The following is a 20,415-nucleotide window of genomic DNA, read 5'->3' as shown; positions in this document are numbered from 1 at the left end:
GCTGGCCTCATTCCACTGACAGGAGGAGAGCGGCCGCGACCGGGCCGTTGGCAAGGCATGCGTGTCCGGCTATGACGGCAAAGTTGCGAAGAGCAGTCAGCTTTTCCGTTGGAGTGCGACATGACCGTATTTACACGCCGCGGACTGCTGAAAACTGCCGCCGTTGCCGGTGCGAGCGGACTCGGGCTTGCCGCCATGGGCAGGATTGGCGGCTGGGCGGCGTCCGCGCCTGAGCCGGTGGTGCTGCGGACGGCTAAAATCCAGGCGAAGCTGATGGATGTCGGCCAGACCAACAATGTGCTGACTTACGGCAAAGCGGGAATGCCGCCGGTGCTCAGGATGAAAAAAGGCGAACCCTTTGCCGCGCGCCTCGACAATGCCATCGATGATCCGACGACCATCCACTGGCACGGTATTCGCCTGCCGAACAAGATGGATGGCGTGCCCTTCCTGGTGCAGCCTTACGTCCACACCGGCGATCATTTCGACTATGCCTTCACGCCGCCCGATGCCGGCACCTTCTGGTATCACCCGCACTGCAACACGCTGGAGCAGATGGGGCACGGCCTGACCGGCGTGATCGTGGTTGAAAACCCGAACGATCCGGAATTCGACGCCGAGTTTGTCCTCAACCTGCGCGACTGGCGCCTTGGCGATGACGGCCAGTTCATCGACCAGTTCCGGCCGCGAGATGCCGCGAGAACCGGCACTTACGGCACGGTGCGTACCGCCAACTGGCTCGATCAGCCGCAATATGACGCGCCCGCCGGCGGGCTGGTGCGGCTGCGCATCGCCATTACCGATGTCACCCGCATCCATGCCTTTCGCGTCGACGGCGCCGAAGCGATGGTGATGGCGCTGGACGGCAATCCGGTGCCGGAGCGCTTTGCGCCCGATGCCTTGCTGCTTGGACCGGGACAGCGCATGGAACTCGCCATCCGCATGCCTGACGATGAGGGCGCGACCGTCAGCCTGCGGGACGTCAGGGGCACCAAGCCCAAGGTGCTGGCGACGCTGCGCGCGACGGGCAACTCGCTCAAGCGGGACGTTCGCGACGTTGCGCCGCTGGAAGTGAATCCGGTGGCGGAAGTGGATCTCGGCTCGGCCCAGCATATCTCCCTGTCGCTCAGCGCCACGGCGGAGAACGTCCCGAGCGACAGCATCTGCGGTTCGCTCGGCTACAGTTTCTGGGCGATCAACAAGGTGCCGTGGCCGGGCGATACGCCCGATCCAACCGCGCCGCTGGCCGAATTGAAGCTCGGCAGGAGCTATGTCATCGACATGGAGAACCTGACGCCGCAATCGCATCCGATGCATTTGCACGGCATGAGCTTCAAGGTTTTGTCATCCTCGACGCGGCCGGTGCAGCCGTTGATTTCGGACACCTATCTCATCCAGCCCAATGAGAAGGTGAGCCTCGGCTTCGTCGCCGACAATCCCGGCGACTGGCTGCTGCATTGCCACATCATCGAGCACCAGAAATCGGGCATGACGAGTTACGTCAGAGTGGTCTGAGCCGGGCCCACCGAAGGCAGCATTGTCCGCGACCTACTTGCGCAGTTGCGCCTCGATCTCGTCGAGCACCTTGTCCTTGCCGATGCCGGTGAGGAAGGCGAGGCCCTTGATGACCGGCTTGGTCACCGAAGCCGAGATCGGCGTGGTGGCGACGATGAAGTCGACGCTATCGGCGAGCCCCGGCACTTCGGTTGCCTTGGCCTGCTGCGCGTTGAAGGTAAGGCCGCGCATCTTCATCGCCTCGGTAACGGCGACGTTGACCGCCGTCGAGGTGGCGATGCCGGTGCCGCAGGCAAAGAGAATTGTCTTCTGTCTGGCCATCTTTGCTTTCCCTTGATTAGCAGCCGAGCACGGTGCGCACGTCGTCAAGCGTCCTGGCCGACCTCAAGCCGTCCAATGCATCTGGATTCTGGATCGTTGCCATGACGGACTGCAGCGCTTCAATCTGCTTGTCCTTGTCATTGATGGCAAGCAGGAAGACGAAACCCACCGGCAGCTTCTCGTCGGGGTCTTCCATATTGGCGAAGATCACCGGCTTTCTCAGCGTGCCCATTGCGATGCCGGGCTTCAGCACATGCTCGGGATCGGTGTGGGGCACCGCGACATTGTCGGCGCGTTCCAGCGGCAATCCTGTCGGGATGGTCATTTCGCGGCGCACGACCGCGTCGGCATAGGAGCTCTTGACATAGCCAAGGGCCTCGAGCCGTCCCGCCAGGACGCGGATGATCTCCTCATTGGTCGACGCGTCCGACCCGAGCACGATCGCTTCGGGATCCAGAAGCTGCATGAGGGCGTCGGACATGTCTTGCTCCGTCGATAAATCGTGCGCCCGGCGAAGGCGCACGATCGTTTCAGATGAAGGCACGCTTGCGTTCAGGCCGTGCCTTCGGCCGGCTCGTCCTCGGCGCCCGCCGCCCGTTCCCAGCCGAGCGGATTGCGGCGATAGAGCACGAACAGGGCCGCGATGACCACGGCGATCACGATGATGCCGATCAGCCCAAGTCCCTGGATGGCCTCGATGATCACATAGGGCACCCACAGGAAGCCGTCGACCACCGAGGTGATCTGCAAAGCATCCGCCGGCAGTTTGAAGCCCGACGCGACGGCCGCACTGGTGAACAGCGGCGCCAGGGCGTTGGCGACATAGAAGCCGATCGCCAAGGTCACCGTGCCGATCACCACCATGCGGAACACATTGCCCTTGACCAGCGGGGCGGTCATGGCGACGATGAACGGGATAACCGCCAGATCGGCGAACAGGATGACGCGGTTGCCCGGCAGGATCACCGACAGGATGATCGCGATCGGCACCAGGATCAGCGACGACGAGATCGCGGCGGGATGGCCGATCAGGATCGCCGAATCGAGGCCGACGAGAAGCTCGCGATCGCCGGTGCGCTTGCGCACGAACTCCTGCGCCGCGTCGGAAACCGGGATCAGGCCCTCCATCAGGATCTTCACCATGCGCGGCAGCAGCAGCATAACCGCGGCAAGTGTCATTCCGGTGCCCAGCACCTTGGCCAGCACCGTGCCGGGATCGCCGGCATTGTAGAAGGCGATGGCGCCGAGCACGAGGCCGATGATCAGGCCGAGCACGACCGGTTCGCCGAACACGCCGAAGCGGCGCTCGATGGTTTCGGTGTTGATGTTGATACGGTTGATGCCGGGAATGCGGTCCATGATCCAGTTCAGGATGATGGCGATAGGCAGGATTTGCGCCGAGGCGAGATGCGGCACCGAAATGCCGGGAACGCCGTAGAATTGCTGCACCGCGCGCGCCGACCAATCGGCGAACAGCAGCGACAGCGCCGCAACCAGGGCCGCGATGGCAATGCCGTAGGCCAGATTGTCGGTGGCGGCGACGACGAGCGAGCCGACGAAGGCGAAATGCCAGAAATTCCAGACGTCGACATTGAGCGTGCGCGTCATGCGCGTCAGCAACAGCACGATGTTGACCAGGATGCCGACCGGGATGACCCAAAGCCCGACCGAGGAGCCAAAGGCGATGGCGGCCGCCGAGGGCCAGCCGACGTCGATAATGTCGCGATGAATGCCGGTGTTGGTGACGATGGCCTTGGCGACGTCGCCGATCGACGTGAACATCAGGCCAAGCACAAGGTTGATACCGATGAAGGCGACCCCGATGGTGACGGCGGCGCGAAAGGCCTTGCTGACCTTGGCGCCCAAAACCACGGCAATGATGAAAATGACGATCGGCAGCAGGATTGTCGCGCCGAGCGTGTCGATGGCCCCCTTGAGGCCAGCGAGTAGAGTATCCATTCTTCCTCCCCTGGAGCCCCGAGCCTAAAGCTTCGCGGTGCTCCTTTCTCTCAGCCTCTGCCGCCACCTTAGCGCAAAGGCACTCCCCAGATGCCGCGAGACGAGTGCCCCTCCGAGCGGTTGTCTCGATGAACATTTGCCTTTGTTGGCAAACGAATGTTTTATTGAGACTGTTCGCAACAATGTCAATTGGCAAGCCTTTGGGCCAATCGGCCAAGGCGACGACGCTTGTCACGGGTCATTTTCGTTGGAAATCGCCGGTCGCGAGCGGTTTTGTTGGCACAGGGGAATGGTCCCTGCTAATTCGCGTCCAGACCAAGAAGCTGTGGACATCCCGCATGACCAATGTCGCCTTGACCGGGCTTGCCCGCGATCTCGCCAGACGTGCCGCCGAGGGCCGCCCGGTGCGCATCGGCATCATCGGCTCCGGCGAAATGGGCACTGACCTCGTCACGCAAGGCATGCTGATGCCCGGCATTGCGGTTTGCGCCGTCTCGACCCGGCGCCCGCACACCGCGCGTGACGCCATCCGCATCGCCTACGGTGACGAGGCGATGGCGGTCGAAGCCGACACCGCGTCGAAAGTCACCGCGGCGATCGAGGTTGGAAAAATAGCCATCACCTCGAACGAGATGCTGGTCACCAACCCACTGATCGATGTCGTCATCGACGCCACCGGCAAGCCGGGCGTCGCCGCCGATTTCGACCTGATGGCGATGGAGCACGGCAAGCACCTGGTGATGATGAATGTCGAGGCCGACGTCACCATCGGCTGTTACCTCAAGCAGCAGGCCGACCGGCTTGGCGTGGTTTATTCGGTCGGCGCCGGCGACGAGCCGTCGAGCTGCATGGAACTGATCGAGTTCGCGTCCGCACTCGGCCTTACCATCGTCTCGGCTGGCAAGGGCAAGAACAACCCGCTCAACCACGATGCCGTGCCTGACGACTATCGCGAGGAAGCGACCCGCCGCAACATGAACCCGCGCATGCTGGTCGAGTTCGTCGACGGCTCCAAGACCATGGTCGAGATGTGCGCCATCGCCAACGCCACCGGGCTGGTGCCTGACGTGCCCGGCATGCATGGTCCCAAGGCCGACCGCGATGACCTCGTCAAGGTGCTGATCCCGCGCGAGGATGGTGGCCTCCTGCTGAAAAAAGGCGTCGTCGACTACACTATCGGCAAGGGTGTGGCGCCCGGTGTCTTCGTCATCGTCGAGGCGACGCATCCGCGCATCATCGAACGCATGGACGACCTGCATATCGGCCGCGGTCCCTATTACAGCCTGTTCCGGCCCTACCATCTGACCTCACTGGAAGTGCCGCTGACGGCCGCTCGCATCGTGCTGTTCGGCAAGCCCGACATGGTGCCGCTGCCGCGGCCGGTTGCCGAGGTCTGCGCCGTCGCCAAGCGCGATCTCGCCGCCGGCGAGACCTTCGATGCGATCGGCGAGACCTGCTATCGCTCCTGGACCATGACCGTCGGCGACGCGCGTTCCCAGCGCGCCGTGCCGGTCGGCCTGCTTGAGGGCGGCAAGGTGCTGAAGCCGGTCAGGAAAGGTGCACTGCTGACCACCGACAATGCAGCGCCAGACCGGACGACCAGTCTGTTCGCGCTGCGCCGCCTGCAGGACGAGATGCTGTACGGAAACAAGCCCGTTGTGGCGCTGTCATGACAGATGCGCTATATTGTAATGGCAGATGACGCCGAGGATCGACCAATGAACCTCCAGATCAGGGACCCGCGTGCACGTGAACTGGCACAGCGGCTCGCCGCCAAACGCAAGATTTCGATGACCGAGGCGGTGATCGAAGCTCTTGAGTCCGAACTGAAACGGGAAAGTGGACGCGCTCCGTTGGCGCAGCGGCTGGCTGCCATCGCCGATGAACTCAAAGCCAGAGCTGGCCAGGGCGGCCGGCCCGTACACAAGGATGAGATCGATGAGATGTGGGGCCACTCCTGATGTTTGTCGACACCTCGGTGGTCGTCGCAATTCTTTCGGGAGAAGGAGATGCTGGCGAGTGGAGCAACCGCATCGCGGTAGCACCTCGCAGGATTACTTCCGCGCTGGTGGTGCTCGAAGCGGCTATGCGGCTTTCAACTATGCTGGCCGTCGAGCCGCTCGTCGCTGAAGTGGCGATAGAGGCTTTTCTGCGCGAGGCCGAAATCGAAATCGTTCCCATCGACGCCGGCGACGCCAAGCTCGCGGTCCAAGCTTTTTCAGACTATGGAAAAGGACGCGGGCATCCCGCCCAACTCAACCTGGCCGATTGCCTGTCCTATGCTTGCGCAAAGGGCTGCGGCTCTGCTCTGCTCTACAAAGGCAACGACTTCTCGCATACCGATCTGGCCTAGGGAGTCTGCTCTATTTCCCTAGTTCGATCGACCGCAGCCGCGCCGCTTCGACCGCTTGCGTAAGGAGATTGGTCAACCGGTCATCGCCCATCAGCACGCCAAGCGCCGCCGCCGTTGTGCCGTTGGGGCTGGTCACCTGCTTGCGCAGCATAGCCGGGTCCTCGCGGCTTTCGGCGGCGAGCGAGGCCGCGCCGTAGACGGTCTGCATGGCGAGCAGCCTGGCGGTCGCCGCCGGCAGGCCGGCCTTCTCTGCGGCCACCGTCAGCGCTTCGATAAAATGGAAGATATAGGCCGGACCCGATCCGGACACGGCGGTCACCGCATCCATAAGGCCCTCGTCGTCGATAGTGGCCACTTCGCCGCTGGCCGACAGAAGGTCGGCGACGAAGCGCTTGGCGTCGGCAGAAACCAAGGGATTGGAAAACACCACCATCATGCCCTTGCCGATGGCCGCCGGCGTGTTGGGCATGCACCGCACAACGGGGGCGTGGTTGCCGAGGATGTCCTCGAAGGTGGCGGACGGCGTGCCGGCGGCAATGCTGACGAAAGTGGTGCGTCCATCGCCGAAGCGCTTGTACGCGGCGGTGACGTCGCGGATCACCTGAGGTTTCACCGCGATGACGACCAGATCGGGCACGGCATCCGCCGGAATGGCCCCGGCATCCGCTGCCGAGCCGCAGCCAAGCGCCACTGCGCGATCGCGCAGCTCGGCATTGGGCTCGACCACTAAAACCGCCGAGGGTGCAAGCTTGCCGGACTTCAGCCAGCCCGAGAGCATGGCGTAACCCATATTGCCGCAACCGGCGAGAACAAGCCTGATCGTCATCGAGAGCCCTCCGAGGAAAGGCCATGACATAGACGCTCGCGGGTCGGTGGGGAAGCCCTCTCAGGACCGCTGAACAGGCGTGCGCACCGCGATCGGCCGCAACGACACTTGCCTGAGGCCCAGCACGCCGAGCACGAAGAACAGCCAGACCGGATCACCGCGATGGAAGAAGAAGCTCTCGAGAAAGGCGTTGAGTGCGGTGAACAGCACCACCATCATGAAGAAATCGCCGAGATAGATGTTCTCCTTGCGCGGCGGAATGCGCATATAGTCGCGCAATGGTGCGATGAGGAAGGTGTAGACCGCCACGCAAAGGGCAGGGATGCCCATCAGCACCGCGATGTCGAGATAGCCGTCATGGCCGTGCACGATGGTCCTGATGTCCCACGGGCGATCGAAGGGTTGGTCCTGGTTGAGCAGCAGCGGCGTGCCCCAGAAGCTCTCATAACCGTAGCCGGTCCACGGCTTCTTCGCCAGCATCGAGCCGGCGAACTCCCACAGTGTCGTCCGGCCGGTATAGGTGAGGTCGGGGAAGTAGATGGCCGCCAGATGCTTCACCGGCGGCAGGAAGACGATGCCCAGCGTGCCGACCGCCGTGGCGATGATCGCCAGCATGAACAGGATCGGCGTACCGAGTCGCATGCCCATCAGACTCGGAAACATCACGATCAGGATCGAGAACGGCACCAGCCCGGCGGTGGTCTTGGAGCCGGTGTGCAGCATGAAGATCATCGCCGCGCAGAAGATACCCGCGCCCCACCAGCGCTGGCCGCGTCGGTAGAGATAAAGCCCGGCGAAGCTGAAGCAGGCCATGATCGGGCCGGCGATGTTCTTGTGGGTGAACACCCCGCGCCACAGGCCGGCATGTTCGGGCTCCTGCGAGTCAGCCGTGTGCATCGCCTCGTGCGGAAAGACGATCAGGCCGAGATAGGACAGGCCCATGACCACGACCCCGGTGAAGATGATGACCCTGGAGAAGGACTCGGCGTCGCGGGGTAGCGCCAGGATCGTCGCCGTCGTCAGGATGCCGATCATGGTGAAGGACGCCGCGCGCATTGCCGAGGGCGGATCGGTCGCCAGCACCACCGACAGGAAGAAGAAGCCCAGCATCAGTATCCAGGACGGGCTGAGCAGCGAGCGCACGACGCGCGGATCGGCGAAGGCCATCAGCGCGAAGATCGAAATCCCGCCGAGCGAGCCGAAGCCGAGCTGATTGACGATGTCGCCCCCTTCGCCGGTGAGTTCGGCGCCGGCCGGCTGGAACGGGCGGAAGGACACCATGATGACGGTGAACAGCAGCGCGGCGATCGCGGTCGCCACGCCACCGCGCGTGAACGCGGCGCTGAGCGGCGCGCGCTCAGTTCTTCTCAGGCTGGCGGTATTGCTCATTGGCATATCCGAATTCGGCTAGCACGCGGCCCAGCGCCACATGGACGGGGTAGATGGCGGCCGCCGGGGATCCCGTGCGCGCCAGCCGCATGATGCCGCGAAGCGGCGAGGCGGCAAGCAGCGCCAGGCTCCTGGCGAATACCTTGGCGCCGGCGAACGGCATGCCGGCGCGCCTCTTCTTTTCCACCAGTGTCGAGATGACACCGTTGCGTAGGCTGCGGGCGCGGATCCAGTCGGTCTCGACGCGCCGGGCCGGAACGGTCTCCCGCACCTTGGCTTCGGCGCACCAGCCCAGCACGAAGCCGCGTTGCGCCGACCGGCTGAGAAAGTCGGAATCGCCGCCGCCCATGAAATTGAATCTGAGATCGAGGAAGGGCGGCCCCATCGCGGTCAGCACGTTGCGCCCGACCAGAAGATTGCCGGACGAATAGAGCGCGGGCACCCCTCCCGTCTCCCGGTAGGGGGGTGCGAAGACGGGATGCTCGGCCCATTTGGCATGGGCAGGATCGGCAAAAACGGGCACCTGCGGGCCGCCGACGATGTCGGCGGCGAGCGTTTCGGCGGCGTGGCACATCCGCTCCAGCCATTGCGGATCGGCGGTCTCGTCATCGTCGATGACCAGCAGGTGCTTGAAGTACGGGAACTGCAGGATCGCCGTCTGCCAGCCGGCATTGTAGGCGCTGCAATTGCCGCGCTCATGCGCGATGATGACCATGCCCGGTATCTCGCCGCGCTCGAACAGCGGCAGTACCGCCTTGGCGCCCTCCCGCGCCTCGGCCTCGTTCTCGATGACGATGACGGCAAAGCGCCTGTCGGTTTGCTGCGCGCGCAGCGACGCCAGTGTCTCCAGCACCTGCTGCGGCCGCTTGAACGTCGGCAAGGTGACGATCACTTCGACGGCCTCCACGTCGAGCAGGCGAGATCGTCCCGCGATCGATACCGAACCGTCCAATGGCAAAGGGATCATCCGTGTCCAGCCGCGTCGTGAGTCGCGTTCTGGTAGCACCACGATGATAAGGTTTCGTTAATCACCTTGCACGGAGAGGCCCGCCAGACATGGGTTTTGGGGCGTTGATCGTGCTCGTTTAATCAAGGGTTCACCGCGCTTTGCTACCGGCTACACCACAGGATAGGTAAGATGCATCTGCTGTTCGCCACATCGATCGTGCCCGACGGTGCTCTCGCCTCGGGCTACGAGATAGCCAACGCCGCGATTATCGCCGCCCTGCGGCGCGCCGGCGCGCGCGTCACGGTCATCGGCTTCACCTGGCCCGGGAAAGCCGCGGCCGATCCCGAAAATACCGTGGTGCTGGGGGCGGTCGACGTGCGCACCGAAAGTGCTTCGCCGCTGCAAAAGCTTGTCTGGGTCGGCAAGGCGATGTTTTCAGGCCTGACCTTCGCGTCGGTCAAGTTGCGTGCGGTGTCCAGCCACGATGTTCAGGCCGCCCTCGAACGAGCCGGTCCGTTCGATGGCTATGTGCTGAATTCCGTGCAGTTCGCCGGTGCTTTCGAACGGGTCTTCGAAGACCGGCCTTCGATTTTCGTCGCCCACAATGTCGAGCATCTCTCGGCGCGGGAGAACGCCGTTGCCGCCGCCGGCATTTTCCAGCGCCTGCTGTTTCGGCGCGAGGCAAGGCTGCTCAAACTGGTCGAAGAGCGCCTCTGCCGCCGCGCGCGTTTTGTCTTCACGTTGGCCGAGGAGGATCGCGGGGCACTTGGCGTCGCCTCGGATGATCGTTCGGCGGTGCTGCCGCTGGTGACCGGCGCCACGGCGCCAGTTCGGAACGGCCGGCGCGCGATCGACTGTGACGCGGCCCTGATCGGCACCTGGACCTGGCAGCCGAACCGCATCGGCCTCGACTGGTTCCTGGGCAAGGTGGTGCCGCATCTGCGGCCTGGTTTCCGCATCCGCATAGCGGGTCACATGCCTTCCGGCGTCACCTCCGCGCATCCGGGCGTCGAGTTTGTCGGCCGTGTCGCGGATGCCAGGGCTTTCGTGCGCGGCGCGGCCGTCATCCCGCTGATCAGCACCGCGGGCAGCGGCGTACAGCTGAAGACCATCGAGACCTTCGAGCTTGGCCTGCCCTCGGTCGCCACCAGCCGGTCGCTGCGCGGCATCGACCATCGCCCCGACAATTGCGTCGTCACCGACGATCCGGCCGGCTTCGCCCGGGCCCTGGAGGCAGCCGCGGCCGACATTCACGATGTCGATGGCAGCACCTTCCATCGCCGGCAGGTCAAGGCGCTCGACGCCGCGGTTCGTGTCGGTCTCGAAAAAATCGGCGCCGTGCGGGAGGAGGTGTTTGCATGAACATGCACGCCGCCCGCGCCGCGTTCGGCTTTGACAGCCTGAAGGCAATCCTCGGCATCCCGGTGCTGGCGATCCGCTGGGACGATGCGATTGCCTTGCTGAACCGATTGATCGCCGAGCGGCGCTTCACCAAGGTCAGTTTCCTCAACGCCCACAATGCCAATATCGCCCACACCGACCCGGTGTTCGCCGAGGCGCTCGACGATTTCCTCATCCTGCCGGACGGCATCGGCGTCGATCTCGCCGCGAAGCTGCTCTACGGCGCGCCGTTTCCCGACAATCTCAACGGCACCGACTTCGTGCCGGCCTTCCTGCAGGCTTCCAAGAGGCCGCTGACGGTGGGGCTGCTCGGAGCGACCCGTGTCAACGCCGAGGCGGCGTCCGTGAAGCTGGCGGCGCTTGCCGTGCAGCACAACTTCGTGGTCATTCACGACGGTTATTTCTCCCCCGCGCAGGAGCCGGAGATCATCGACCGGATCGCAAAGCTACGGCCTGATATGCTGCTGGTCGCGATGGGCGTGCCGCGCCAGGAATTGTGGATTGAACGCCACATCGACGAACGCCATTGCACGCTGCCGATCGCGGTCGGCGCGCTGCTCGATTTCCTGAGCGGCTCGGTGCCGCGCGCACCGCTGTGGATGCGCCGCCTGCGGCTGGAATGGCTGTTCCGCCTGGCGGTCGAGCCCGGCCGGCTCTGGCGCCGCTACGTGGTCGGCAACCCCTTGTTCCTGTGGCGGGTCGTCAAGCAGAAATGGGCGCGCGGCGCCGAGGCCGTCGCAGATGCTCCCGGAGAGTTTCGTTGAACAAGCGGTTCGTCCCAGACCCGCTGGCCGGCCCACGCCTGTTGCCGAACACGCCGACGGCAGCGGTTGTGACGGCAAGCTACGCCCCGGATTTCGAACGCTGCCGACTGCTGTGCGAAACGCTTGACCGGCATGTCTCGGGTGCCGCGCACCACTACATTCTGGTCGAACATCGCGACCTTGCGCTTTTCCGCCAGTTGCAGACCAGCCGCCGTTCGGTCGTCGATGAGCGGGATCTCCTGCCGCGCTGGCTGCGCGCCTTCGACGATCCGCTCAGCCTGTTTCGCCGCCGCGTCTGGCTCAGCCTGAAGACCCAGCCGCTGCGTGGCTGGCACGTGCAGCAGCTGCGCCGTATCGCCATATCGGCGCACGCGGGGGAAGATGTGCTGATCTTCTGCGATTCCGACGTCGCTTTCCTGAAGGCCTTCGATTGCGGTGCCTTTTGGCGAGATGGCAAGGCGCGTTTGTTTCGCCGGGATGGTGTGCTCGCCGATGACGGCCATGACGAGCATCGCTTGTGGTCGCGCAATGCCGGAACGGCACTTGGCATCGATTCGTCCCGGAGATCGGTCCATGATTATATCTCGACGCTGATCGCCTGGCGCCGCGACACGGTGCTTGCCATGTGCGGCCGGATCGAAAAGGTCCATGGCCGCGACTGGGTCGAGGTCATCGGCTCGGCGCGCAAATTCTCCGAATGCATGATCTACGGACGCTATGTCGACGATCTGCTGGACGGAGCCGGCCACTTCCACGGTTCGGAAGAATTCTGCCGCGTCCACTGGACGGGCGAGGCGCTGTCGGACGACGAGTTCCGCCGCTTCGTTGCCAGCATGGCGCCAGAGCAGGTGGCAATCGGCATGCAGTCCTTTATCGGCACCGATATAGGCCGGATCCGACGCCTGATCGGGCTTGATCGCTGATTTGTCCTAGATTGCCTTGGCCGGTCTGCGCAGCGCCGAATAGGTCAGCAGCATGGACGCGAGGTAGAGCAGCAGGAAGACGATGTTGAGCGACAGCACCAGATCAGATGTTTCGGAAATGGTGGTCAGCACATAGATCAGCAGCAGCGCCTTGAGGGCGGCGAGCAGGCCGAGATTGAGCGCTCGCACCAGCGTCTGGCCGCGCGCGAAAAGAAGCTCGGCCTGGTATTCGACCAGATTGCGCAATCCAGGCACACAGATCGCCAGCGCCACCAGGGGTGAGGCCTCGGAAACATTCCTGCCGAGCGCGTTGGGAAAGAAATGCAGCACGATGCCAAGCGCTGCCAGCGCCAGCGTTGAAACGAGGAACACGCCGCCCTCGATGCCGCTCTTTATCGCAAGGCGCGACAGCAGCTCCGGCGCGCGCATCATGCGCTGCACGAGCATCATGGAGAAGGTACGGATGGGGATCGCTGTCAGGTCGACGAGCCGCATGATGATGGCATAGATGCCGGCCAAATGCGGGCCGCCGATCGCCAGCACCAGCAGCTTGTCGAATTCCGATTGCAGGTAGAACAACACCTCGGCGCCGGCCACATAGATGGAATCGGCGAGCCGCCGCAGATAGAGTTCGATGCGCAGCCGCAGCCGCTGGCGTGGATAGAACCAGCCGAAAGCCAAAAGCAGCGAGGCGGCGTTGGCCCCTATGTAGAACCACGACCACATCCAAATGCCATGCTGTGGCGAGACCATGAACAACACCGCGCCAAGCGCCCGCAGTGCGGTGGCCAGGATCGCCAGCACGGCTGCACGGCCGAATTTGCCCAGCCCGTTGTTGACGATCAGCGCCACTTCCACCGGCCGCCACAGCAGTGCCTCGGCAAAAACGATGGCCGTGAATACCGACAACGGCACAGTGCCGGCAAAGAAGATCAGGTAGACGCCGAACGAGGCCAGGACCAAAAGCGGCAGCGAGACGGCGCCGAGCAGCAGGAAACCCGCTGTGAACGTGCCGATCAGATTGGGGCGGATGGTGGCGGTGCGGTAGAGTGCCGAAATGAAACCGAAGGCGAGAAGCCTCGACAGCATGACGCCGGCCGCCGAGGCGGTGGCGAACATGCCGAACTCTGCGATCGACAGCGTATTGGCGAGCGCGATGAAATAGGCGAGTGAAAACACCAGTCGCCCGCCGGCGCCGCTGATCGCCGAAAAATAGTCGCGCACCAGCCCCCGCCGTTCGGCCATCAAGGTGCCGATCCGCGCGAAGGTCCGCCTTTGCGGTATGTCGCTGGCCTCAGTCATACGTCGAGGAAAATGCATAGGCTGGAAAGTTTAACGCGCCGTTCTGAAGCTTTCAGTAGTGTTGAAAATTGTTGCAACCATGGCGTGAATTCTTGCCGTCCTCTTTCGAAAATTAACCTTTTGTTTCCTATGCCTGTTTAGCGTGACTTAACGAATGGCCGACCGCCGCTGCCAAGCGGCCAAGAGTAAAGCTCCACGACATGGTCGACAGGGAAAACCGTGAAGACTGGAAGCGCGAGCGCTCGTTGCTGGCGCTTGGCGAAGCCGTGCGTGGCGAGGACGATGCTTCGCTGGTGTCGATAGGAGACCGCGCGGACCCCTCATGGCGCGAGGATGCCGCCACGCGCCATCGCCTGGCTCGTTCCCGTCGCGAGACGAAGGCGAGCCCACCTCGGTCGGCAGCTGAGAACGCCGAACGGTCTCGCCTGGACGAGGAGCAGCCGTGTGAATCCGACGGCGCCTGGCGTTCGCGGGGGAAAACCGGCACTGGCGATTTGCCACCCGACATGCCGCAAGCAAGGCCCGCCCCGGAGGGACCTTCGGGCACGGGTGGCGCCCATGATGCAATCGGGTCCCGCGCTACGGGCGGAGCCGACCCGTCCTCCAATGGCGGGGCCGACAGTCAGCAATGGAAGCCGCTGATCGATCCGATGCTGGTCGTTCGCGGCGTTGCCAGGTCGAAGCTGCTGATCGTTGCGACAACGATACTGGGCGCTGGACTTGGCGTTGCCATCGCCTTGTCGATGCCGAAGAAATACGAAGCCACGACCGAACTGATCATCGAGCCGGGCGACCTGAAGCTCTCCGACCGCGATCTCACCCAACCGGTAGGCCAGCCCGATGCCGCGCTGGCCGTCGTCGAAACCCGGATCAAGATGCTCACCTCGGGCACCGTTCTCGATCAGGTCGTCAAGAATCTCAACCTCGTCAACGATCCGGAATTCAATGGCCAAGGCTCCGGCGGCCTCGGCGTCATGTCGCTCATCCGCTCGATCGTGTCACGCAACGATGGGCCGGGCGGCGTCGATGAGGTTCGCCGCCAGGCGCTGGCTGTCGGCAATCTGGCCAAGAGCCTGTCGGTCGAACGCAGCGGCAAGACTTTTGTCATTTCCGTCAGCGCCGTGACCCAGAACGGCGACAAATCGGCGCTCATTGCCAATACGACGAGAACCGTCTTCCAGCAGGAAGCCGCCAAATACCAGTCCGACATGGCCGGACGCGCGACGAACGAGTTGACGTCCAAGCTCGACGATCTGCGCAAGGGGGTCGAGGCGGCCGAGCGCAAGGTCGAGGATTTCAGGGCCACGCATGGCCTGATCGACGCGCAAGGCCATCTGATCAGCGACGATCAAATGCTGAAGCTCAACGAGCAGCTCTCGGTCGCCCGCGCCCGCACGCTGGAACTCAATGCCCGGGCGGCGTCGGCGCGTTCGCTGGACGTCAATTCCGTTCTGACCGGCACGTTGCCGGAAGAGATCAACTCCAACGCCATGAGCGATCTGCGCTCGCAATATGCAACGCTGAAGCAGGAGGCCGATCGTGCCGCGGTCCGGCTGGGACCGCGTCATCCAGAACTCCAGGCCCTCGACGCCCAGATCGCCGGCGCGCGCGAGCGCATCGCGGCTGAACTGCGCCGCATCGCCTCTTCGCTGCAGGTCGACTTGAAGCGCGCGGTTCAGCTCGAACAGGACCTCGCTTCCCGGCTGGCCCAGGCAAAGGTCCAAAGCGGCGACGTCAACAGCGACCTGGTTGCCCTGCGGGAGCTGGAGCGCGAGGCCACCGCCAAGCGTTCCGTCTACGAACAATATCTCCTGCGCGCCAAGGAGACTGGTGAACAGACGGGCATCAACACGACCAACATCAATGTGATCACTCCCGCCCAGGCTCCACTCGAGCCAAATGGACCCTCACGGGCCTTGGTGGCGCTGGCCGGCCTGCTGCTTGGCCTTGCTGCCGGTGTTGGCCTCGGCGCTCTGCGTGGCACCTATGACAGCCTGCGCGAGACGGCAAGCGCGCGCTCACGCCGCGAGCGCAAGGTGGACGAACGCAAGTTGGCTGACCAGAGAGCGCCTCGCGAGGAGCAGGCATTCCGGGCGGAGCCTCCGCCAGAGCCACCGATGCCGGCAGCGCCTGTGCCGCTGCCGCCCGCACCACCGCCGCCGGTCACGCGGACCGAGGCCGCTCCCGCCGAAAGCTCCGGGAGGATTGGCGCACTCATGTCGAGACTGCGCAAGGCCATGTCCCGCAAGCCGTCCGCCGAAGCCGACGACGACATCTCCAGCGGGTTCGGCCTGCCCGCCTTCGCCGACAACGGACGGCCTGTCAACGCTCCGCTATTTCCTGGCCATCCGGAGTCCGGTTTCGGGCCTCGGCAGGCGGCCGGCCTGGATTATTCGCAGTCACCCTTCCAGCCGGGCCCCGATGCGGGGTATGGGCAGCGGATGACCTTGCCTTCGCGCTCGCCCCTGATGCCGCAACAGGCAACGTACCCGGCTCCCCCGTTTCCGTCCTCTCCCTATGCACAGCCGTTGGGCTACCCCCAGGCGCAGCCCTGGTCGCAAGCGGGCCATCCCTCCACGCAAAGCTCAGCGGGACCTTATGCGGCGCAGATGCCGTATCCGCCGCCGCCCGCTCCGGCGCAGCCACCGGCCGCCCCGCCCGCGAGGCCGACCCCGGTCGAGGAGGGTGGCGAACAAGCATCGGTCGAAGAGATTCGCGCCAGCCTGCGTGAATTCCGCGAAGCGGTCCGCGAACTCACGGAAAACCGCACCCGCCGCCGCTACTTCTGAACCATCAGATAGCTGCGGAGGCCGAACAAAACCGTGCCGGTTTCGCGTAAACGGCATGGGAAGGCGCTTTGACGGGATTGCGAGCTTGTATTTTCGTGACAATGCCGCGCTGCAGATTGCCTGCGCCGCGGCATTATGTTCTCGAAGCGGCGTTGGGCGGAACGATGTTGAGGGTGGCATGGCCGAAGTGATTGACGGAAAAAGCGTTGCCGAAGACGTGGTGCGGACGGTCAAGGCGCTGACCGCCGAGCTGGTCGCCAAGGGCAAGGCCAAGCCAGGCCTGGCCGTGGTCATCGTCGGCGAGGATCCGGCGAGCCAGGTCTATGTCGCCTCCAAATCCCGCACCGCCAAGGAATGCGGCTTTCATTCGCTTCAGCACACGCTGCCGGCGGAAACGTCCCAAGAGGCGCTGCTCAAGCTCATCGCCGAACTCAACGCCGATCCTGAAATCAACGGCATCCTGGTCCAGCTTCCGCTGCCCGCCCATGTCGATGCCGGCAAGATCATCCAGGCGATCGCGCCGCACAAGGATGTCGACGGCTTCCATTTCATCAATGTCGGCAAGCTCGGCACCGGTGAACTCGACACGGCCTTCGTTCCCTGCACGCCCGCCGGCTCGATGCTTTTGATCGAGCGCGTGCGCGGCAAGGATCTGTCCGGCCTCAACGCCGTTGTCGTCGGCCGCTCCAACATTGTCGGCAAGCCGATGGCCAATCTGCTGCTTGCCGCCAACTGCACCGTCACCATCGCGCATAGCCGCACCAAGGACCTGCCGGCGCTTGCCCGCACGGCCGACATCCTGGTCGCCGCTGTCGGCAGGCCGGAAATGATCAGGGGTGACTGGGTCAAGCCTGGCGCCACCGTCATCGATGTCGGCATCAACCGCATTCCCGCGCCCGAGAAAGGCGAGGGCAAGTCGCGTCTCGTCGGCGATGTCGCCTATGCCGAAGCGGCCAGGGCGGCCGGCGCGATCACTCCGGTGCCCGGCGGTGTCGGGCCGATGACCATTGCCATGTTGATGGCCAATACGTTAGCTTCGGCCTACCTTGCGGCCGGATTGAAGCGGCCTTCCTTCTGAGCCCGGGTTGACCCTGAAAGCCGCAGCTTTGCCGAACCCCACTATTTCCCCGGAACGGCCGGTCACGAATGATCCCGTTCAAGGCGGCCGGCAGTTCGCTTTCCTGCTGGTCGACAAGTTTTCGATGTTCTCGCTGGCCGCCGCGATCGATACGTTCCGGTCGGCGAACCGCCTGCTCGGTCGCGACTTCTACGGCTGGACAACTGTGTCGGCCGATGGTGACCCGGTGATGGCTTCCAACGGCCTGCCGCTCAAGATCGACTACGCCGTCGCCGACCTGCCGCCGGTCGATATTCTCTTCGTCTCGGTCGGCTTGACGACAGAATTTCCGGGCAAGAGCAAGGTTCTGGCCGCCTTGCGCAGCTGGGGCCGGCGCGGCAACGCGCTTGGTGCCTTGTCGGTCGGATCCTACCTGCTGGCCGAGGCCGGCCAGCTCGAAGGCTATCGCTGCACCATCCATTGGGAAAACCGCGCCGGCTTCGTCGAGCGCTTTCCCGACATCAACTGCACGGGCAACGTCTTCGAGATCGACCGCAAACGCTACACCTGCGCCGGCGGCACCACCTCGATCGATCTGATGCTGGAGATCGTGCGTGGCGATTTCGGCTCCAACCTCGCCAATGGCGTCGCCAACCAGTTCCAGCACGAGCGCATCCGCTCCGCTGGAGACCGCCAGCGCGTCGGGCCGGAGCGTGACCTCACCGGCAAGTCGGAGAAGTTGCGACGCATCGTCGAATTGATGGCCGACCATCTCGACGAGCCGCTGTCGGCGGTACAGCTCGCCAAGTCGGCGGGCCTCTCGGTGCGCCAGGTGGAGCGGCTGTTTCTGCGCCATCTCAACGTCACGCCGGGGCGCTACTACATGCGGCTGCGGCTGGAGCGCGCGCGCGAATTGCTGCGCCAGACCAACATGCCGATCCTCGACGTGGCGATCGCGACCGGCTTCACCTCGCATTCCTATTTTGCCCAGAGCTATCGGCTGCAGTTTGGCCGCCCGCCCTCGGAAGAGCGCCGCACGACATACTGAATTGGGTACGCACGGGCCCTATGCGAGCTATCGCTGATAGCGGTGGCTTGTGTCCCTGCACGCGCTCAAATAGCTTCGGCCAGCGGACGGGGTGGCTAACTCAGGAGATTTCGATGGCGATACTTGCGCGGAGCGTCGCTGCGGCGATCCTCCTTTTGTCGACGACGACATTCGGCTTTGCCGCCAACAAGGTCATCATCATCCTCGACGCGTCGGGATCGATGTGGGCGCAGATCGACGGAAAGCCCAAGCTGGAAATCGCCCGCGAATCGCTGAGGACCGTGCTTCAATCGGTTCCCGCCGACGACGAGATCGGCTTCATGGCCTATGGCCATCGCGAAAAAGGCAGCTGCGACGACATCCAACTGATCGTGCCGCCCCAGGCGGGCTCGGCAAGCGCCATCTCGGCAGCCGCCGACAGCATGAAGTTCCTCGGCAAGACGCCGCTGACGGCAGCCGTCAAGCAGGCGGCCGAAGCGCTGAAATACACCGAGGACAAGGCAACTGTCGTTCTTATCACCGATGGGCTGGAAACGTGCGGCGGTGACCCTTGTGCGCTGGGCAAGGAACTCGAAGCCTCCGGCGTCGATTTCACCGCCGACGTCGTCGGCTTCGGCCTGACCGCCGACGAAGGTAAGCAGATTGCCTGCCTCGCCGACACTACCGGCGGCAAATACATCCAGGCTTCCGATGAGAAGGCGCTGCAGGAGGCGCTGGTCGAGACCGTCGCGGCACCGGCGCCCGAGCCAGCACCGGCCCCCGCTCCGGCACCAGCGCCCGAGCCGGCGAAGCCCGAGTTCAATTTCATGCCGACCGTGGTGCTGGCCGAGGGCGGCGATCCTGTCACCGACGGCAATGCCTGGGAAGTCTACAAGGCCAAATCGGACGGCACGCGCGGCGACAACGTCACCACCGAATACGGCGACTACAAAGCCAATCTGGAACCGGGCGACTACATCGTCGTCGCGCGCGACGGTGAGGCCAAGACGGAGCAGAAGATCAAGATCGAGGCGGGCCAGGTCTACAAGCCGCTGTTCACCTTGAATGCCGGCACACTCATCCTGCATCCGCGTCCGAGCCAAGGTGCCGATGTGGCCAGCGGGGCGGCTGTCGTGATCGCCTATCCGGGCGTCGACAACCCTCCGACCTATTATGGAGACACGAAAGTCGTGTTGCCGGCCGGCGACGAGAAAGTGACCGTCACGATCGGACAGGGCGTGGTCACCGAAACGATCCTGCTTGCCGCGGGCAGGGTGATCGACAAGGACATCATCGTCGGCGTCGGCCATGTCGTTGCCAACGCATACTATGTGGCCGGCGGCGACAAGGCTGACAGTTCAGGCACCGGCTTCAAGGTGCTCAAGGCCAAGAAGAAGATCGATGGCACCCGCGACGAGGTCACCTATGCCTATGGCGCCGACAGCAAGTTCGATCTGCCGCCCGATGACTATGTGCTGATCGCGACGGTCGATCTCGCCGTCGTGGAGCAGCCTTTCAGCGTCAAGGTCGGCGAGTTCCAGGACCTCAAGGTCGCCATGAATGCCGGCGTGCTGGCAATCACGGCGCCTGGCACCTCCAAGATCGAGATCTTCGAGACGAAGAAGGACATCAATGGCAATCGCAAGTCGATCGGCTATGCCTATGACGAGAAGTATCAGGCCGCGATAGCGGCCGGCGATTACGCCGTGGTTTCGGAGAAGTCGGACAACAGCAAGAAGGAAGGCGCCGTGACCGTGAAGGCCGGAGAGCGGGTTGAACTGACGGTGCAATGAGGATTGCGATTTCGACCGCAAAAAGGGCGGCCACGTGCCGCCCTTTT

General features: G+C 64.0%; 18 protein-coding genes. 11 read left to right on the top strand and 7 right to left on the bottom strand.

Annotated elements, in window-relative coordinates:
* Positions 1-120: 120 nt before the first annotated feature.
* Entirely contained in the window at positions 121-1,515 is a 1,395-nt protein-coding gene (locus tag LB554_RS18480) for a multicopper oxidase family protein (protein WP_224586101.1), read from the top strand.
* A 33-nt stretch (positions 1,516-1,548) separates the two neighbouring features.
* Here LB554_RS18480 and LB554_RS18475 read toward each other — a convergent pair whose 3' ends face one another.
* The 3 genes from LB554_RS18475 to LB554_RS18465 all read right to left on the bottom strand — a co-directional run bounded on the left by LB554_RS18475 (position 1,549) and on the right by LB554_RS18465 (position 3,795).
* The gene (locus LB554_RS18475; protein WP_015316281.1) at positions 1,549-1,836 is read right to left on the bottom strand and encodes a PTS sugar transporter subunit IIB; all 288 of its coding nucleotides are present in this window, start codon (positions 1,834-1,836) and stop codon (positions 1,549-1,551) included.
* Between the two features lie 16 nt (positions 1,837-1,852).
* Positions 1,853-2,317, bottom strand: coding sequence for a PTS sugar transporter subunit IIA (locus LB554_RS18470; RefSeq protein WP_140725834.1), 465 nt, complete (start codon positions 2,315-2,317; stop codon positions 1,853-1,855).
* Positions 2,318-2,388: 71 nt separating this feature from the next.
* Positions 2,389-3,795 carry a PTS galactitol transporter subunit IIC gene (locus LB554_RS18465; protein WP_015316283.1) on the bottom strand — a complete coding sequence of 469 codons (1,407 nt, stop codon included), beginning with the start codon at positions 3,793-3,795 and terminating at the stop codon, positions 2,389-2,391.
* A gap of 338 nt (positions 3,796-4,133) precedes the next feature.
* Between LB554_RS18465 and LB554_RS18460 the strand changes: the two genes are divergently transcribed.
* From LB554_RS18460 to LB554_RS18450, 3 genes are read left to right on the top strand one after another with little or no spacing between them, the layout of a single operon-like run.
* Entirely contained in the window at positions 4,134-5,468 is a 1,335-nt protein-coding gene (locus LB554_RS18460; protein WP_140614672.1) for an NAD(P)H-dependent oxidoreductase, read from the top strand.
* Between the two features lie 45 nt (positions 5,469-5,513).
* Positions 5,514-5,756: a type II toxin-antitoxin system VapB family antitoxin gene (locus LB554_RS18455; RefSeq protein WP_015316285.1), complete on the top strand. Its 243-nt coding sequence runs from the start codon at positions 5,514-5,516 to the stop codon at positions 5,754-5,756.
* Positions 5,756-6,148: a type II toxin-antitoxin system VapC family toxin gene (locus LB554_RS18450; protein ID WP_224586099.1), complete on the top strand. Its 393-nt coding sequence runs from the start codon at positions 5,756-5,758 to the stop codon at positions 6,146-6,148. Before LB554_RS18455 ends, LB554_RS18450 begins: the two co-directional genes overlap by 1 nt.
* A 10-nt stretch (positions 6,149-6,158) precedes the next feature.
* Here LB554_RS18450 and proC read toward each other — a convergent pair whose 3' ends face one another.
* From proC to LB554_RS18435, 3 genes are read right to left on the bottom strand one after another with little or no spacing between them, the layout of a single operon-like run.
* Positions 6,159-6,974: a pyrroline-5-carboxylate reductase gene (gene proC / locus LB554_RS18445; protein WP_224586097.1), complete on the bottom strand. Its 816-nt coding sequence runs from the start codon at positions 6,972-6,974 to the stop codon at positions 6,159-6,161.
* Between the two features lie 60 nt (positions 6,975-7,034).
* Positions 7,035-8,363 (bottom strand): O-antigen ligase family protein, encoded by a 1,329-nt coding sequence (locus tag LB554_RS18440; RefSeq protein ID WP_224586095.1) that lies wholly within the window; start codon positions 8,361-8,363, stop codon positions 7,035-7,037.
* Positions 8,332-9,330 carry a glycosyltransferase family 2 protein gene (locus LB554_RS18435; RefSeq protein WP_224586092.1) on the bottom strand — a complete coding sequence of 333 codons (999 nt, stop codon included), beginning with the start codon at positions 9,328-9,330 and terminating at the stop codon, positions 8,332-8,334. The genes LB554_RS18440 and LB554_RS18435 overlap by 32 nt, the downstream gene beginning before the upstream one ends.
* A gap of 171 nt (positions 9,331-9,501) precedes the next feature.
* On the opposite strand from LB554_RS18435, the gene LB554_RS18430 reads away from it, so the two are divergent.
* From LB554_RS18430 to LB554_RS18420, 3 genes are read left to right on the top strand one after another with little or no spacing between them, the layout of a single operon-like run.
* Entirely contained in the window at positions 9,502-10,674 is a 1,173-nt protein-coding gene (locus LB554_RS18430; RefSeq protein WP_224586091.1) for a glycosyltransferase family 4 protein, read from the top strand.
* Positions 10,671-11,477 carry a WecB/TagA/CpsF family glycosyltransferase gene (locus LB554_RS18425; RefSeq protein ID WP_015316291.1) on the top strand — a complete coding sequence of 269 codons (807 nt, stop codon included), beginning with the start codon at positions 10,671-10,673 and terminating at the stop codon, positions 11,475-11,477. The genes LB554_RS18430 and LB554_RS18425 overlap by 4 nt, the downstream gene beginning before the upstream one ends.
* Positions 11,474-12,400 carry a DUF6492 family protein gene (locus tag LB554_RS18420; protein ID WP_224586089.1) on the top strand — a complete coding sequence of 309 codons (927 nt, stop codon included), beginning with the start codon at positions 11,474-11,476 and terminating at the stop codon, positions 12,398-12,400. Before LB554_RS18425 ends, LB554_RS18420 begins: the two co-directional genes overlap by 4 nt.
* A 6-nt stretch (positions 12,401-12,406) precedes the next feature.
* Here the strand turns inward: LB554_RS18420 and LB554_RS18415 are convergent, their stop codons facing one another.
* Positions 12,407-13,702 carry a lipopolysaccharide biosynthesis protein gene (locus LB554_RS18415; RefSeq protein ID WP_224586087.1) on the bottom strand — a complete coding sequence of 432 codons (1,296 nt, stop codon included), beginning with the start codon at positions 13,700-13,702 and terminating at the stop codon, positions 12,407-12,409.
* A 200-nt stretch (positions 13,703-13,902) separates the two neighbouring features.
* Here LB554_RS18415 and LB554_RS18410 point away from each other — a divergent pair, with 200 nt between their 5' ends.
* The 4 genes from LB554_RS18410 (at position 13,903) to LB554_RS18395 (ending at position 20,368) form a co-directional block, all read left to right on the top strand.
* Positions 13,903-16,491 (top strand): GumC family protein, encoded by a 2,589-nt coding sequence (locus LB554_RS18410; RefSeq protein WP_224586086.1) that lies wholly within the window; start codon positions 13,903-13,905, stop codon positions 16,489-16,491.
* Positions 16,492-16,669: 178 nt separating this feature from the next.
* Positions 16,670-17,569, top strand: a complete 900-nt coding sequence (gene folD / locus LB554_RS18405; protein WP_140715820.1) for a bifunctional methylenetetrahydrofolate dehydrogenase/methenyltetrahydrofolate cyclohydrolase FolD — start codon at positions 16,670-16,672, stop codon at positions 17,567-17,569.
* A gap of 28 nt (positions 17,570-17,597) precedes the next feature.
* Complete coding sequence (locus LB554_RS18400; protein WP_032922464.1) at positions 17,598-18,596, top strand: GlxA family transcriptional regulator; 999 nt, start codon at positions 17,598-17,600, stop codon at positions 18,594-18,596.
* A gap of 113 nt (positions 18,597-18,709) precedes the next feature.
* A complete protein-coding gene (locus LB554_RS18395) occupies positions 18,710-20,368 on the top strand; it encodes a vWA domain-containing protein (protein ID WP_224586084.1) in 1,659 nt (552 codons plus the stop codon).
* Positions 20,369-20,415 lie beyond the last annotated feature (47 nt).

The sequence above is a fragment of the Mesorhizobium sp. CO1-1-11 genome, assembly GCF_020164995.1.
Lineage (GTDB): Bacteria > Pseudomonadota > Alphaproteobacteria > Rhizobiales > Rhizobiaceae > Mesorhizobium > Mesorhizobium australicum.
This window is presented reverse-complemented; position numbering and strand designations above follow the sequence as displayed.

Excerpts from the sequence above, each read along its gene's own strand:
- LB554_RS18465 (WP_015316283.1), bottom strand. The coding sequence starts at position 3,795 with ATGGATACTCTACTCGCTGGCCTCAAGGGGGCCATCGACACGCTCGGC.
- LB554_RS18475 (WP_015316281.1), bottom strand. The coding sequence starts at position 1,836 with ATGGCCAGACAGAAGACAATTCTCTTTGCCTGCGGCACCGGCATCGCC.
- LB554_RS18450 (WP_224586099.1), top strand. The coding sequence starts at position 5,756 with ATGTTTGTCGACACCTCGGTGGTCGTCGCAATTCTTTCGGGAGAAGGA.
- LB554_RS18425 (WP_015316291.1), top strand. The coding sequence starts at position 10,671 with ATGAACATGCACGCCGCCCGCGCCGCGTTCGGCTTTGACAGCCTGAAG.
- LB554_RS18435 (WP_224586092.1), bottom strand. The coding sequence starts at position 9,330 with ATGATCCCTTTGCCATTGGACGGTTCGGTATCGATCGCGGGACGATCT.
- LB554_RS18410 (WP_224586086.1), top strand. The coding sequence starts at position 13,903 with ATGGTCGACAGGGAAAACCGTGAAGACTGGAAGCGCGAGCGCTCGTTG.
- LB554_RS18480 (WP_224586101.1), top strand. The coding sequence starts at position 121 with ATGACCGTATTTACACGCCGCGGACTGCTGAAAACTGCCGCCGTTGCC.
- proC (WP_224586097.1), bottom strand. The coding sequence starts at position 6,974 with ATGACGATCAGGCTTGTTCTCGCCGGTTGCGGCAATATGGGTTACGCC.
- folD (WP_140715820.1), top strand. The coding sequence starts at position 16,670 with ATGGCCGAAGTGATTGACGGAAAAAGCGTTGCCGAAGACGTGGTGCGG.
- LB554_RS18455 (WP_015316285.1), top strand. The coding sequence starts at position 5,514 with ATGAACCTCCAGATCAGGGACCCGCGTGCACGTGAACTGGCACAGCGG.
- LB554_RS18460 (WP_140614672.1), top strand. The coding sequence starts at position 4,134 with ATGACCAATGTCGCCTTGACCGGGCTTGCCCGCGATCTCGCCAGACGT.
- LB554_RS18440 (WP_224586095.1), bottom strand. The coding sequence starts at position 8,363 with ATGAGCAATACCGCCAGCCTGAGAAGAACTGAGCGCGCGCCGCTCAGC.
- LB554_RS18430 (WP_224586091.1), top strand. The coding sequence starts at position 9,502 with ATGCATCTGCTGTTCGCCACATCGATCGTGCCCGACGGTGCTCTCGCC.
- LB554_RS18415 (WP_224586087.1), bottom strand. The coding sequence starts at position 13,702 with ATGACTGAGGCCAGCGACATACCGCAAAGGCGGACCTTCGCGCGGATC.
- LB554_RS18470 (WP_140725834.1), bottom strand. The coding sequence starts at position 2,317 with ATGTCCGACGCCCTCATGCAGCTTCTGGATCCCGAAGCGATCGTGCTC.
- LB554_RS18395 (WP_224586084.1), top strand. The coding sequence starts at position 18,710 with ATGGCGATACTTGCGCGGAGCGTCGCTGCGGCGATCCTCCTTTTGTCG.